The organism is Serratia proteamaculans (assembly GCF_949794035.1).
GTDB lineage: Bacteria > Pseudomonadota > Gammaproteobacteria > Enterobacterales > Enterobacteriaceae > Serratia > Serratia proteamaculans.
The window spans coordinates 4,203,626-4,216,693 of the sequence record NZ_OX461105.1 but is presented as its reverse complement, the minus strand read 5'-3'; the positions used below and the strand labels follow the sequence as shown (position 1 = coordinate 4,216,693).

Annotated in this window: 14 protein-coding genes; 6 read left to right on the top strand and 8 right to left on the bottom strand. The window is 56.7% G+C overall.

Going from position 1 to position 13,068, the window contains the following annotated elements; genetic code table 11:
* The first annotated feature begins 23 nt into the window (after positions 1-23).
* On the top strand, positions 24-1,379 hold the full coding sequence (locus QOT07_RS19635; RefSeq protein ID WP_207979495.1) for a 2-hydroxycarboxylate transporter family protein: 1,356 nt from the start codon (positions 24-26) through the stop codon (positions 1,377-1,379).
* Positions 1,380-1,509: 130 nt separating this feature from the next.
* A complete protein-coding gene (locus QOT07_RS19630; RefSeq protein WP_283603788.1) occupies positions 1,510-2,454 on the top strand; it encodes an MBL fold metallo-hydrolase in 945 nt (314 codons plus the stop codon).
* A gap of 28 nt (positions 2,455-2,482) precedes the next feature.
* Here QOT07_RS19630 and QOT07_RS19625 read toward each other — a convergent pair whose 3' ends face one another.
* Positions 2,483-3,376 (bottom strand): LysR family transcriptional regulator, encoded by an 894-nt coding sequence (locus tag QOT07_RS19625; RefSeq protein ID WP_283603787.1) that lies wholly within the window; start codon positions 3,374-3,376, stop codon positions 2,483-2,485.
* Positions 3,377-3,500: 124 nt separating this feature from the next.
* Here QOT07_RS19625 and QOT07_RS19620 point away from each other — a divergent pair, with 124 nt between their 5' ends.
* Entirely contained in the window at positions 3,501-4,241 is a 741-nt protein-coding gene (locus tag QOT07_RS19620) for an SDR family oxidoreductase (protein WP_207979500.1), read from the top strand.
* Positions 4,242-4,313: 72 nt separating this feature from the next.
* A complete protein-coding gene (locus QOT07_RS19615; protein ID WP_283603785.1) occupies positions 4,314-4,526 on the top strand; it encodes a DUF1289 domain-containing protein in 213 nt (70 codons plus the stop codon).
* A 76-nt stretch (positions 4,527-4,602) separates the two neighbouring features.
* Here the strand turns inward: QOT07_RS19615 and nrdF are convergent, their stop codons facing one another.
* The 5 genes from nrdF to QOT07_RS19590 all read right to left on the bottom strand — a co-directional run bounded on the left by nrdF (position 4,603) and on the right by QOT07_RS19590 (position 9,072).
* The gene (nrdF, locus tag QOT07_RS19610; RefSeq protein WP_099062738.1) at positions 4,603-5,574 is read right to left on the bottom strand and encodes a class 1b ribonucleoside-diphosphate reductase subunit beta; all 972 of its coding nucleotides are present in this window, start codon (positions 5,572-5,574) and stop codon (positions 4,603-4,605) included.
* An 8-nt stretch (positions 5,575-5,582) separates the two neighbouring features.
* Complete coding sequence (gene nrdE, locus QOT07_RS19605) at positions 5,583-7,727, bottom strand: class 1b ribonucleoside-diphosphate reductase subunit alpha (protein ID WP_283603784.1); 2,145 nt, start codon at positions 7,725-7,727, stop codon at positions 5,583-5,585.
* Positions 7,709-8,113 carry a class Ib ribonucleoside-diphosphate reductase assembly flavoprotein NrdI gene (gene nrdI / locus QOT07_RS19600; protein WP_099062737.1) on the bottom strand — a complete coding sequence of 135 codons (405 nt, stop codon included), beginning with the start codon at positions 8,111-8,113 and terminating at the stop codon, positions 7,709-7,711. Before nrdI ends, nrdE begins: the two co-directional genes overlap by 19 nt.
* A gap of 8 nt (positions 8,114-8,121) precedes the next feature.
* On the bottom strand, positions 8,122-8,358 hold the full coding sequence (nrdH, locus tag QOT07_RS19595) for a glutaredoxin-like protein NrdH (RefSeq protein WP_207979502.1): 237 nt from the start codon (positions 8,356-8,358) through the stop codon (positions 8,122-8,124).
* Positions 8,359-8,640: 282 nt separating this feature from the next.
* Positions 8,641-9,072 carry a carboxymuconolactone decarboxylase family protein gene (locus QOT07_RS19590; protein ID WP_099062735.1) on the bottom strand — a complete coding sequence of 144 codons (432 nt, stop codon included), beginning with the start codon at positions 9,070-9,072 and terminating at the stop codon, positions 8,641-8,643.
* A gap of 96 nt (positions 9,073-9,168) precedes the next feature.
* Between QOT07_RS19590 and pdxR the strand changes: the two genes are divergently transcribed.
* Entirely contained in the window at positions 9,169-10,602 is a 1,434-nt protein-coding gene (gene pdxR / locus QOT07_RS19585; RefSeq protein ID WP_283603783.1) for a MocR-like pyridoxine biosynthesis transcription factor PdxR, read from the top strand.
* A 63-nt stretch (positions 10,603-10,665) separates the two neighbouring features.
* Here the strand turns inward: pdxR and QOT07_RS19580 are convergent, their stop codons facing one another.
* Positions 10,666-10,974 carry an ElaB/YgaM/YqjD family protein gene (locus QOT07_RS19580; protein WP_099062733.1) on the bottom strand — a complete coding sequence of 103 codons (309 nt, stop codon included), beginning with the start codon at positions 10,972-10,974 and terminating at the stop codon, positions 10,666-10,668.
* Positions 10,975-11,192: 218 nt separating this feature from the next.
* Here QOT07_RS19580 and asr point away from each other — a divergent pair, with 218 nt between their 5' ends.
* Complete coding sequence (gene asr, locus QOT07_RS19575) at positions 11,193-11,627, top strand: acid resistance repetitive basic protein Asr (RefSeq protein WP_099062732.1); 435 nt, start codon at positions 11,193-11,195, stop codon at positions 11,625-11,627.
* Between the two features lie 65 nt (positions 11,628-11,692).
* Here the strand turns inward: asr and QOT07_RS19570 are convergent, their stop codons facing one another.
* Positions 11,693-13,030 carry an IS4 family transposase gene (locus QOT07_RS19570; protein WP_219017319.1) on the bottom strand — a complete coding sequence of 446 codons (1,338 nt, stop codon included), beginning with the start codon at positions 13,028-13,030 and terminating at the stop codon, positions 11,693-11,695.
* Positions 13,031-13,068 lie beyond the last annotated feature (38 nt).

The window sequence follows — 13,068 nt, the reverse complement described above, 5'->3', positions numbered from 1 at the left end:
ACAAACTAATAAGAGGCCAGATTATGAGCACAACAGATGATTCTTACCTCGTCGCCAAAGACAAAACGGCTGAAATACCGTTGCGTGAAAAATGGTGGCACATACTGGACAATTACAAAGTAGGGATTATTCCGTTACCGTTCTTCGTTCTGGCCGGCGTACTTATTTTACTGGATTGCCTGGAAGGGAAATTACCCAGCGATATCGTGGTGATGGTCGCTACATTGGCCTTCTTCGGTTTTGCCTGCGGCGAGTTTGGCAAACGCCTGCCGCTGATCGGCAAAATGGGGGCCGCAGCCATTTGCGCCACCTTTATTCCTTCCGCGCTGGTGCATTACGGCCTGCTGCCGGACGTGGTGGTGGAGTCGACCACCAAGTTCTACAAGTCGACCAATATTCTCTATCTCTATATCTGCTGCATTATCGTCGGCAGCATTATGAGCATGAACCGTCAGGTGTTGATCCAGGGCTTCCTGCGCATCTTCGCACCGATGCTGTGCGGCGAGATTGCCGGCATGCTGGTGGGCATGGCGGTCGGCATGGCGCTGGGGCTGGAGCCGTTCCAAATCTTCTTCTTCCTGATCTTGCCGATCATGGCCGGGGGCGTCGGTGAGGGCGCGATCCCACTGTCGATGGGCTACGCGGCAATCCTGCATATGGAGCAGGGAGTGGCGTTAGGGCGTATTTTGCCGATCGTGATGCTCGGCAGTCTGACCGCCATTGTGCTTGCCGGCTTGCTCAACCAACTCGGTAAACGCTACCCGCACCTGACCGGTGAAGGCAGCCTGATGCCGAGCAAGCAGGGCGACAGCGAAATGAGCGCGGTGGATAAAATCAGCGGCAAGGTGGATGTCAGCACTATTGCCAGTGGCGCGCTGTTGGCCATCCTGCTGTACATGGTGGGAATGCTGCTGCACCGCTTGATTGGCCTGCCGGCACCGGTTGGCATGCTGTTCGCGGCGGTGGCGGTGAAGCTGGCGCACGGTGTGTCTCCACGCATTCAGGAAGGTTCGCAGGTGGTGTATAAGTTCTTCCGCACGGCGGTGACCTACCCAATCCTGTTTGCCGTTGGCGTAGCGATCACGCCATGGCAGGAACTGGTTAACGCTTTCACTATTCAAAACCTGGTGGTGATCGTCAGCACCGTTTGCACGCTGGTGGCGACCGGCTTCTTTGTCGGCAAGAAAATTGGCATGCACCCGATTGATGTGGCGATTGTCTCCTGCTGCCAGAGCGGACAAGGCGGTACCGGTGACGTTGCTATCCTGACCGCCGGTAACCGTATGTCATTGATGCCGTTTGCCCAAATCGCCACCCGCATCGGCGGCGCGATTAACGTCTCACTCTCTTTGTTAGTGCTGGCCAAATTCTTCGTATAACAAAAAAACCTTAGTTTTCTTTGCCTTTCCCCGCCCCCGCGGGGATTTTTTTTATTCATTTTCTTCTCCTGCAGGCGTCATTTCCGCTTTGGGTTAATACTTAGCGCTTAAATGACAATCGGGAGTCACTATGTTCTGGAAACCTTACCTGCTGGGGGCGGCGCTGGCCGTCATGTCACTGCAAACCCTGGCCGCCGCGCCACAGGTGAAAACTCCCGCGCCGGGTTTTTATCGCCTTATGCTGGGCAGCTATGAAATCACCGTATTGTCCGATGGGGTGCTCCGTTTGCCGGTGGATAAACTGCTGCTGAACAGCACGCCAAAACAGATCGAAACCGCGCTGGCCGAGCATCATCAGAGCCTGCCGGTAGTGACCTCGTTCAATTCGTACCTGATCAATACCGGCAGTAAGTTGATCCTGATCGATACCGGGGCCGGTTCGCTGCTGGGCAAGGATCTGGGTAAATTGACCGCTAATCTGAAGGCGGCCGGCTATCAGCCGCAACAGGTGGATGAAATCTATCTGACGCACATGCACCCGGATCATCTCGGCGGTCTGATGCAAAACGGCCAGGCGGTATTCCCAAATGCGCTGGTGCGTGCCGGTCAGCAAGAGGCCGATTTTTGGCTGAGCGAGAGCCGCTTGAAACAGGCGAAGGCGGAAGATAAAGCGTCATTTGAGAATGCGATAGCGGCGATCAAACCTTATCAGGCCGTCGGGCACTTCAAACCTTTCAACAGTGACGGCGAGTTGTCGCCGGGCATCAGCGCTTTTGCAGCCCATGGTCATACGCCGGGCCACAGCATTTATCAGGTGGAAAGTCAGGGTAAGAAACTGCTGTTAATTGGCGATCTGATCCACGTGGCAGCGGTACAGTTTGCCGATCCGAATGTCGCAATCAGCTTCGACAGTGATGCCAAAGCAGCGGTGACCCAGCGACTGCGGGTCTTCGGTGATAGCGCCCGACAAAAGGAGCTGCTGGGCGGGGCGCATCTGTCATTCCCCGGGTTGGGCTATCTGAATAAGCAGGGCGAAGGATACGACTGGATACCTTTGGACTACGGTGCACTGTAAGCCGCTGGCCGCCCTGACGGGCGGCTTGTTAACCGTTGCGTGCGGTAAAAGCCTTGCTGAACCAGTCGATAAATACCCGCACCCGGGGTGAAAGTTGTCGGCTGCGCGGATACAGCAGCGAAACCGGCATCGGTGTGGAAGGGTATTGCGGCAACAGCGGCAGCAGGCTGCCATTGGCCAAATCGTCGCGCAGGTGATAGCGCGGCACCTGAATAATCCCCAGTCCCATGCGCGCAGCGGCCACCAGGCTTTCCGCCGCGCTGACCGACACCGTGCAGGGTAGCATCACCTGCTGCGGCTGGCCTGCGACGTTAAATTCCAAAGGCATAATGGTGCCGCTGGCCGAGGAGCGAAAACCCACCATGCGGTGCCCTTCAAGTTCATCGATACTGAGCGGCGTCCCGAAGCGTTGCAGGTAGTCGGGGGCCGCGCAGGTCACTTCCTCCAGCTCACCTAACCGGCGCGCTACCATATCGCTGTCTTTCAGCTTGCCGACCCGCACCACGCAGTCGATACCTTCGCGCACCGGGTCCACCAGCCGATCGCCTTCGCTCATGAACAATTCGATATCCGGATAGTGCGCCAGAAAATCAGGCAGCCCCGGCAGCAGAAAGTGACGCGCCAGGGTGCCGTGCACATCGATACGCAGCAGCCCGCGTGGCCTGGCACCGGCAAATGCCATCTCGGCATCTTCGATATCCGCCAGAATAGTCAGGCAGCGCTGATAATAGGCCTCGCCATCCAGCGTCGGGCTGACGTGGCGGGTGGTACGCTGCAGCAGCCGTACCTGCAACCGGGCTTCCAGCTGTTTGATGGCGTCGGTCACCGTGGAACGCGGCAGGCCCAGATCCTGTGCGGCCTGGGTAAAGCTACGCTGTTCTACCACGCGGGTGAACAGACGCATGGCGTCAATTCTGTCCATGGTGATTGTTCGCTTAATTCGGATAGTGATAACGAAGATTAGGGGATTATTCGCCATTGCGAAAGGTGCATGATGATCCCACGCCAGCAAGCCTGCCGGCGCATCGTCGACGAGGAGAGATCAGATGAACACCACTAGCCAACAAGTTGCCATCGTCACCGGCGCATCACGCGGCATCGGTGCCGCCATCGCCGAACGCCTGGCTGCCGACGGTTTTACTGTGATCGTCAACTATTCAGGTAACCAGGCATTGGCCGATCAACTGGTGCGCAAAATTGAGCAGAATGGTGGCCGGGCGCTGAGCGCCAAAGCGGACGTCAGCGATACCGCTGCGGTGGCCCAACTGTTTGACCGTGCCGAACAGGCTTTCGGCGGCGTGGATATTTTGGTGAACAACGCCGGGGTGATTGCATTGGCCCCGGTGGCAGAAATGAGCGATGCCGATGTCGATCGGTTGATCGACATCAACCTGAAGGGCACCTTCAATACCCTACGTGAAGCGGCGAAACGCCTGCGTGACAATGGCCGTATCATCAACTTTTCTTCCAGTGTGGTCGGGCTGTTGCAGCCGAGCTACGGCATGTACGCCGCCAGCAAGGCCGCCGTCGAGGCGCTGACCAGCGTGCTTGCGAAAGAGCTGCGCGGTCGTAATATCACCGTGAATGCCATCGCACCTGGGCCCACTGCTACCGGGTTGTTCCTGGACGGTAAAACGCCTGAGCTAATCGAGCGACTGGCGAAAATGGCACCGTTGGAGCGTTTGGGCCAGCCGCAGGATATCGCCGCAGCAGTGTCATTCCTGGCCGGTGCCGACGGTGCCTGGATTAATGGCCAAACCCTGCGTGCCAACGGTGGCATCATCTGATGCTGGCGGGCGGTTTTTTCGTGGCAGGATCGGGTATCCTGTGGCGAGAAATCCACCTCGAGGAAGCATTTAATGGTAGGGCGCAGCAGAAGAAGGAAAACGGGCAGTCAGATTGACGATAGCGTCCGTTCACCCTGCAATAATGTTTGCCAGATCGACGCCGAAAAATCGTGGTGCCGTGGCTGTTGGCGCTCGCTGGATGAAATCGCTGCCTGGTCGAGCGCCGATGACCAGGAAAAGCGGGCCATCTGGCAACGCATCCGGCAGCGTTCCGGGAAAATCTAAACAGTAGGGGCGCTGCATGCTGCGCCCGTTCACAGGTTATCGTTGTAGGGTGAAGTTATGCACCCCGCGACTGTCCTCAGAAATCCCAGTCGTCATCCTCGGTATTAACCGCTTTGCCGATTACGTAAGACGAGCCGGAGCCGGAGAAGAAGTCGTGGTTTTCGTCGGCGTTCGGCGACAGCGCCGACAGAATCGCCGGGTTGACCTCCGCCATCGACGGTGGGAACAGCGCTTCGTAACCCAGATTCATCAGCGCCTTGTTGGCGTTATAGTGCAGGAAGGTTTTCACGTCCTCGCTCCAGCCCACCCCGTCGTACAGCTCTTCGGTGTACCGCACCTCGTTGTCATACAGATCCTGCAGCAGATCGAAGGCGAAGTTTTTCACCTGTTGCCGACGGGCAGCGTCGACCTTCTCTAACCCTTTCTGGAACTTATAGCCAATGTAATAGCCGTGTACCGCCTCGTCGCGGATGATCAGCCGGATCAGATCGGCGGTGTTGGTCAGTTTGGCGCGGCTCGACCAGTACATCGGCAGGTAAAAGCCCGAATAGAACAGGAACGACTCGAGGAACACGCTGGCGACTTTCTTCATCAGCGGATCGTCACTGCGGTAGTGGGCCAGAATGATATGGGCCTTTTTCTGCAATGCGCGGTTTTCCTCACTCCAACGGTAGGCGTCGTCGACGTCCGGCGTCTGGCACAGCGTGGAGAATATCGAGCTGTAGGAGCGGGCGTGCACCGCCTCCATAAAGCATATGTTGGAGTACACCGCCTCTTCGTGCGGCGTAATGGCGTCGGCGATCAGCGCCGGGGCACCGACGGTATTCTGAATGGTGTCCAGCAGCGTCAGGCCGGTGAACACCCGGATGGTCAACTGCTGTTCTTTCGGTGTCAGCGTGGCCCACGACGGAATATCGTTCGACAGCGGTACCTTTTCCGGCAGCCAGAAGTTAGAGGTCAGGCGGTTCCACACCTCCAGATCTTTATCGTCTTCGATGGTATTCCAGTTGATTGCGCGCACCAGCTGCGCCGGTTTAATGCTATTCATAAGTTGCCTCACAGTGCGCAGGACACGCAGCCCTGCACCTCGGTGCCTTCCAGCGCCATCTGGCGCAGACGGATGTAATAGATGGTTTTGATGCCTTTACGCCAGGCGTAAATCTGCGCGCGGTTGATGTCGCGCGTGCTGGCGGTATCGCGGAAGAACAACGTCAGCGACAGCCCCTGATCGACGTGCTGACTGGCGGCGGCGTAGGTATCAATGATCTTTTCCGGCCCGATGTCATAGGCATCCTGGTAGTACTCCAGGTTGTCGTTGGTCATATAGGGCGCCGGATAATACACGCGACCAATCTTGCCCTCTTTGCGGATCTCGATGCGTGACACAATCGGATGGATGCTGGAGGTCGAGTTATTGATGTAGGAGATGGAGCCGGTCGGCGGCACCGCCTGCAGGTTCTGGTTGTACAACCCGTGCATCATCACCGACTGGCGCAGCGCCAGCCATTCCTCGCGGCCCGGAATGGCGATATTGGCGTCGGTGAACAGCGCGCGCACTCGCTCGGTCTGTGGCAGCCATTCCCTTTCGGTGTATTTGCTGAAGTACAAGCCGGACGCGTAGGTGGAGTCCTCAAAGCCGGCGAATGCGCTGCCGCGCTCGATAGCCAGCTGGTTAGAGGCGCGAATGGCGTGATAAGCGACGGTATAGAAATAGAAATTGGTGAAGTCGATGCCTTCCTCAGAGCCATAGAAGATGCGTTCGCGCGCCAGGTAGCCATGCAGGTTCATCTGGCCCAGGCCGATAGCGTGCGAGCTGCGGTTGCCTTCGGCGATTGAGGGTACCGAGCGGATGTCGCTCATGTCCGCCACCGCAGTCAGCGCGCGGATCGCAGTGTCGACCGCTTTGCCGAAATCCGATGCATCCATGGTTTTGGCGATGTTTAGCGAGCCGAGGTTGCAGGAAATATCCTTGCCGACCTGGTCATAGCTCAGGTCATCGTGATAAGTGCTGGCGCGGTTAACCTGTAAAATCTCCGAACACAGGTTGCTCATATTGATACGTCCGGCGATCGGGTTCTCGCGGTTGACGGTATCTTCAAACATCATGTACGGGTAGCCGGATTCAAACTGGATCTCCGCCAGCACCTGGAAGAACTCGCGGGCATTGATGCGCGATTTGCGGATACGTTTGTCATCCACCATTTCGCGGTACTTCTCGCTGACGCTGATTTCCGAAAACGGTACGCCATACACCTGCTCGACGTCATACGGCGAGAACAGATACATCTCTTCGTTATTTTTCGCCAGCTCGAAGGTGATATCCGGGATCACCACCCCCAGCGACAGGGTTTTGATGCGGATCTTCTCGTCGGCGTTTTCGCGCTTGGTGTCGAGGAAACGCAGAATATCCGGGTGGTGAGCATTGAGGTACACCGCACCGGCGCCCTGACGCGCACCCAGTTGGTTGGCGTAAGAGAAGGCATCTTCGAGCATTTTCATGATCGGAATGACGCCGGAGGATTGGTTCTCAATACGTTTGATCGGCGCGCCGACCTCACGGATGTTGGTCAGCAAAAACGCCACGCCACCGCCACGTTTCGACAGTTGCAGCGCGGAGTTCACCGCCCGGCCGATCGACTCCATATTGTCTTCAATGCGCAACAGGAAGCAGGACACCAGTTCGCCGCGCTGCTGTTTGCCGCAGTTGAGGAAGGTGGGCGTCGCCGGCTGGAAGCGGCCGGAAATCATTTCTTCTACCAGAGCTTGTGCCAGTGTGGTATCGCCTGCGGCCAGCGTCATGGCGACCATGCACACCCGGTCCTCATAGCGTTCCAGATAGCGTTTGCCGTCAAAGGTTTTCAGCGTGTAGCTGGTGTAGTACTTAAAGGCGCCGAGAAACGTCTCGAAGCGGAATTTTTTCGCGTAGGCCTGCTGGAACAACTGCTTGATAAAGGCGAAGTCGTACTGCGCCAGCACGCTCTGCTCGTAATAACCTTCTTCCACCAGATAGCGCAGCTTCTCTTCCAGGTTGTGGAAGAACACGGTGTTCTGATTGACGTGCTGCAGGAAGTATTGTCGTGCCGCCAGTCGATCCTTATCAAACTGGATACGGCCTTCGGCATCATAAAGATTGAGCATCGCGTTGAGCGAATGGTAATCCAGCGCGCTGGTAGCGGGCCTGGTCAGTTCTGTCGTTGCCAAAATGCGGTTACTCCCTGTCGAACGTTTGCAACGTCTTGTGTGGTGCCGAGCAGCTCAAAACGGTAAAGAAAAGGCACCTGACATTTTTTGGCGATGATATCGCCGGCAATGCCGTACGCTGCGCCGAAATTGGTATTCCCGGCGGCGATAACGCCGCGCAGGAAAGCGCGATTCTGCGGATCGTTGAGAAAGCGGATCACCTGGATCGGCACGGCTCCCACGGCGCTGCCGCCGCCATAGCTGGGCACGATCAAAATATAGGGGCTTTCCATCAGCAGTTTGCTGCGGGCTCCGGCGATCGGTATGCGCATCGCCGGTAAGCCCAGCTTTTCAACGAACCTGTGGGTGTTCTCCGAACTGCTGGAGAAGTAGACCAGCGGGTTCATGGCCAACCTCAGGACGCGACGGCGTGAGCCAGCGCGCCAATTTTGTCTGGCCGGAAGCCGGACCAGTGATCGTCTCCGGCGATAATCACCGGAACCTGTTGATAGCCGAGGGATTTAACATGGCTCAGCGCCTGTTGATCCTGGGTGAGGTCAATCACCTGATAACCAATCCCTTGTTTATCGAAGGCGCGATAGGTGGCGTTGCACTGGACACAGTCCGGTTTACTGTAAATAATAATGCTCATGATTCGCATTCACCTTATGGGCTAAAGGAAAGGCGGACAGGTCAGATAACGGAGCATTGAACGGCGTTTCTGACGGCGTTACCAACGGCTACATGTTCCCTGCGGTTGATGGATTAAATACTATATGTAGATATTTAATTTATCAACCACGCTATATATGGTGTTTTGATGGAATTTGAACGCAGGCCGCAGCGGCGCTGGAAAAGTGCTGGGGAATTTTTTTTTGCGGGGAAGTTAGTGACGAAAAAACCCTCTCGCAGCGAGAGGGGAGGTGCAGTTTGATCATTGACGCATGCTGATGGCCAGGCGATTAAAGGCATTCATGATGCTAATGGCGAAGGTCAAATCAGCAATTTCCGCATCGCTAAAGTGCGCCTGTAACGCTTCAAACGCGCTGTCCGGTGCGCCGGTAGCGGCGATCAGGGTGACTGACTCTGCCCATTCCAGTGCCACACGCTCGCGCTCACTGAACGCATGGCTGACGCGCCAGCCTGCCAGCTGATCCAGCTTGGCGCTGCTGACGCCACTTTCGCGCAGGGCTTTGCCGTGCATATCCAGGCAGTAGGCGCAGCCGTTGATCTGCGAAACACGCATAAACATCAGTTCAATTGTCGCTTTATCCAGCGCGCCTTTCTCCAGCGCCATCAGGGCATTCACCATATTTTTGTACGGAGCCGGTGAAAGTTCGGAATAGTTCAAACGTTGCTTAATCATGGTCAACCTCGGTTAGCGAATAGCAGAATCATGGTGCTACTTTAGCGGCGATATGGACTATGCTATAGGGCCATAAAGTGATTATTTAACCGGGCCATGATGCGTCAGTTTCTTACCTCCTTGCGGCTGGACAGCCGGCTTGCCGACCCCTTGTACCGGCAGATTTATTTGCGGATCAAAGACGCCATAGCGCAGGGAACCCTGCCGGCGGGCAGCCGCTTGCCTTCGGTTCGTGGCTTGGCGAGCGATTTGGGCGTGGCACGCGCCACGGTAGAAAGTGCCTACGCGCAGCTGATTGCCGAAGGTTTTCTGCAAAGCCGGGGGCAGGCGGGGACCTTTGTTTCGCCGCAGTTGCAGAACCTGCCGGTGCGTGCGGCGCTGGCAGTGGAACCTTTGCCGACGGTCACGGCAAATCCGCTGCATCCGAACGGGGCGACGCCGCCGTTTCAACTGGGGCTACCCGCGCTGGATGCGTTTCCGCGTGCGCAATGGCAGCGAATTGTCGGTCGCCAGTTACGCACTGCCCCGTTGGCCTCTATGGCACATCCGTCAACTCAGGGCTTGCCCGAACTGCGTGCGGCAATCGCCAATTATTTGCAGCTTTCGCGCGGCATCAGTTGCCGCCCGGAACAGGTGTTTATCTGCGCCGGTTATCAGGCACTGCTGGATCTGGTGATCGGCACTTTGCTTCAGCCGGGGGAAGCGGTATGGCTGGAGGATCCGGGCTATCCGGTCACGCTGCCGCTGTTTCGCGCCGCCGGTATGCGGCCAGTGGCGGTGCCGGTCGATGAGCAGGGCATGAACATTGCCGCCGGTTTGGCCAGCGCCCCCCAGGCACGGATGGCGGTGCTGACGCCGACCCATCAGAGTCCGCTGGGGGTCACACTCAGTCTGGCAAGGCGTATGGCGCTGCTGGAGTGGGCGCAGCAGCAGCAGGCGTGGATCCTTGAAGACGACTATGACAGCGAGGTGCGTTATCACGGTCGGCCGCTGCCGCCGTTGAAAAGTCTCGATCGTCAGGGGCGGGTATTGTACGCCGGTACCTTCAGCAAAACGCTGTTCCCGGCCTTGCGCATGGCTTATCTGGTGGTGCCTGCCGGGCAGGTAGAGGCCTTTGGCCACAGCAGTCGGCTGCGTGGCTGCGGTTGTCCACCGTTGCTGCAGGCTAGCGTGGCGGATTTTATTCATCAGGGGCATTTTTATCGCCACTTGAAGCGGATGCGGCCCATTTACCGCCAACGGCGCGCATGGCTGGCACAGGCACTGGAACAGCAGTTGGGGGAGCATTTGACGGTCGCGTCACAGGCCGGTGGCATTCAGTTATTGGCCCGGCTGAAGGGGGAGGGGCAGGATCGGCTTTTGGCGGAACTGGCCTGGCAGTGCGGCTTGTCGATACAGGCGCTATCCGACTGGTGCATTGCGGAACCGGCGGGGTCGGGCCTGTTAATGGGCTTTGCCAACTTTACCCAGCAGGCGGAGACGGAGCGAGCGGTAGCCCGGTTGGCCGGATTAATCAAAGGCACAAATTAAACGGCCCGCGGTTTCCCGCGGGCCAGACGCACATCTGTTTTATCTTTATGACTGCAAGGGGTGTTAACGCCGGGCCAGCAGCACGCCGAGGACGATGCCAACTGCGGCCCCGATCCCTACGCCCTGCCAAGGTTTGTCGCGCACGTAGCTGTCGGCTTGTTCGACGGCATCGCGAGCGTGCTGTGTCAGACTGCTGGAACCATTAAAGCGTGCCCGGGCATCGCGTAATACGCCTTTTGCCTTGCTGTGCAGCTCTTTCAGTTCCTCTTTGGTCTTGTCACCGGATTCGCGTAGCACCTCATCCAGCGTATCCGCCAGCAGGGTGACGTCTTGATCGATGTCGCGTTCTACTTTTTCTGATCTCTTAAACATTCGATTCTCCGTTTCGACACATGTCTTTTAAGTGTAGACCATTTTTTAAAACGTGTTGGCGATCACGGAAAAAACGCCATGTTCGTCGGCCATACGGCCACTGTACATTTGGTTACTCGGCGAAACCAATCACTCACGGAAGCGGCTCAGCGATTCCTCTAGTATCTGCTTCAACGGCCCAACGGGGCTTACTGAAAAAACACTCTGAGGAATTAAAGATGAAAAAAGTATTAGCCCTGATCGTTGCTGCTACCATGGGTCTGTCTTCTGTTGCTTTCGCTGCTGATGCTGTAGCTCCGGCGGCGGCTGCTCCGGCTGCAACCACTAGCGCTGCACCAGCCGCTGCTGCTGCTGAGAAGGCACCTGCTAAAGCCACTCATCATAAGAAGACGCACCACAAGGCAACCAAGAAAGCGCCAGCACAGAAAGCTCAGGCCGCTAAAAAGCACCACAAAGCGACCAAGAAAGCCCCAGCCCAGAAAGCTCAGGCTGCTAAAACTCACCACAAAGTGAGCAAAAAAGCCCCAGCCCAGAAAGCTCAGGCTGCTAAAACTCACCACAAAGTAAGCAAAAAAGCGCCAGTGCAGAAAGCTCAGGCCGCTAAAAAACACCACAAAGCTACCAAAAAAGCAGCAGCTCCAGCCGCTAAATAAGTGAAGTCTGCGGGAACCTCCGCATCCAGACGCTATGTAAACACCCGGTTTTGCCGCAATGCCGTTCACTTAAGTGGTGAGGCATAACGATTCACCGGATAACGGGTTTTTGATATCTTAACCGCCCTCGGCCTTGATGGTCGGGGGCGTTTTGTTATGAACATCGCCTCCAAACTCCCCCTCAGGTGCATCAGCCGTTTCGGTATCGTTCCGGGGGATACCGTATTACCCAGCACTATCAGTTCCGTCGCTATTACCCCAAAAGCAAATTTAAAACTCATCTCCGACGGCGCTCTTTTATACTGTTTTGCCGTCAGCGCCGCTTCCCGCCTGATAAGGTTGTAAGCCAGCAGCAACCCCCACACTTCCTGATGCAGCAACTCCACTTTGCGGCTTCTCAGCACCATCGCATTACTCTGCAGGCTGCTTTTGATATTGCGAAAACCCACTTCGATTTCCCATCGGGAATGATAAAGCTCCGCCACCGCTTTGGCCGGATAACGATCCGCAGGCAATGAAGTCAGCACGGTTTTCTCCACACCGCCGATATCGTAACTGACCGCCCGGGCATACCAGGACTCAGGAAGGGCCGGGTTTTGCTTTCGAGCCTGCGCAGAGACTTTCATTTTTAGCAGACGGTCGCCCGCTCCGTAGCTTTCCTGCACGTCTGCGACCATCCCTTTGCGGGCAGGCAGTAGCCAGTGGCGATTTTCGCCGCCATGGTTCACCCCTGTTAGTAAATCCGCACTAAAAAATAGCTTATCAAACAGGGTGATGGAGTTATCCGGTAACGCCTTAATCAGGTCATGCGCCAACCGGGTCTCGCTACACCGGTAAGGCCCGGTGACCGCATCCAGCAGAACATGACTGCTCAGGTTCATCAACGCCACCAGACGCATCACCGGAAAAGGACTCTGTCGGTCTGTAGAGGTGTTACTGGAACCAAAATGCGCACGAAGTTCCGGTTCATCGGGCGTACGCAGTTGTGCACCGTCGACGGCAAAGAGCTGCAATCCTCTCCAGTCATCTTTGGGATAGCGTTCAGTCCCCCAGGTTCGTGCTGTCTGGCGAAACAGCCATTCAACAGGGGCAGCACCGACACGCTGGCGTGCCTGTGTAATGGCGCTGCGTGCCAGAAGCTGCGTGCCGGCTTCGCCATCGGCACTGAGGTTAAGGCGGCGGACAATATCGGTAATGGGCTCATTACGAAAGAAGGCCATACAAACGACCATCCAGACCACCATGTCCCCGGGCAGGCGGCGGCGTCTGACGGTGGCATGGGTAGACAGAGAAAGGCAATGCTGGAGCCATTCAACAGGAAGATGTTCAGCAAAAATCTGCGCAGAAGGTGGCGGTAACAAAGGCTGGTCGCTAAAACTGAGCAGGTCATCGAGAAGTGGCATAAGAAAACGGCTCCCTGTAATGGAAGCCGTTATATTGC

Excerpts from the sequence above, each read along its gene's own strand:
- nrdH (WP_207979502.1), bottom strand. The coding sequence starts at position 8,358 with ATGAGCATTATTATTTACAGTAAACCGGACTGTGTCCAGTGCAACGCC.
- QOT07_RS19635 (WP_207979495.1), top strand. The coding sequence starts at position 24 with ATGAGCACAACAGATGATTCTTACCTCGTCGCCAAAGACAAAACGGCT.
- QOT07_RS19570 (WP_219017319.1), bottom strand. The coding sequence starts at position 13,030 with ATGCCACTTCTCGATGACCTGCTCAGTTTTAGCGACCAGCCTTTGTTA.
- asr (WP_099062732.1), top strand. The coding sequence starts at position 11,193 with ATGAAAAAAGTATTAGCCCTGATCGTTGCTGCTACCATGGGTCTGTCT.
- QOT07_RS19625 (WP_283603787.1), bottom strand. The coding sequence starts at position 3,376 with ATGGACAGAATTGACGCCATGCGTCTGTTCACCCGCGTGGTAGAACAG.
- pdxR (WP_283603783.1), top strand. The coding sequence starts at position 9,169 with ATGATGCGTCAGTTTCTTACCTCCTTGCGGCTGGACAGCCGGCTTGCC.
- QOT07_RS19580 (WP_099062733.1), bottom strand. The coding sequence starts at position 10,974 with ATGTTTAAGAGATCAGAAAAAGTAGAACGCGACATCGATCAAGACGTC.
- nrdF (WP_099062738.1), bottom strand. The coding sequence starts at position 5,574 with ATGAATAGCATTAAACCGGCGCAGCTGGTGCGCGCAATCAACTGGAAT.
- QOT07_RS19630 (WP_283603788.1), top strand. The coding sequence starts at position 1,510 with ATGTTCTGGAAACCTTACCTGCTGGGGGCGGCGCTGGCCGTCATGTCA.
- QOT07_RS19620 (WP_207979500.1), top strand. The coding sequence starts at position 3,501 with ATGAACACCACTAGCCAACAAGTTGCCATCGTCACCGGCGCATCACGC.
- nrdI (WP_099062737.1), bottom strand. The coding sequence starts at position 8,113 with ATGAACCCGCTGGTCTACTTCTCCAGCAGTTCGGAGAACACCCACAGG.
- QOT07_RS19615 (WP_283603785.1), top strand. The coding sequence starts at position 4,314 with ATGGTAGGGCGCAGCAGAAGAAGGAAAACGGGCAGTCAGATTGACGAT.
- QOT07_RS19590 (WP_099062735.1), bottom strand. The coding sequence starts at position 9,072 with ATGATTAAGCAACGTTTGAACTATTCCGAACTTTCACCGGCTCCGTAC.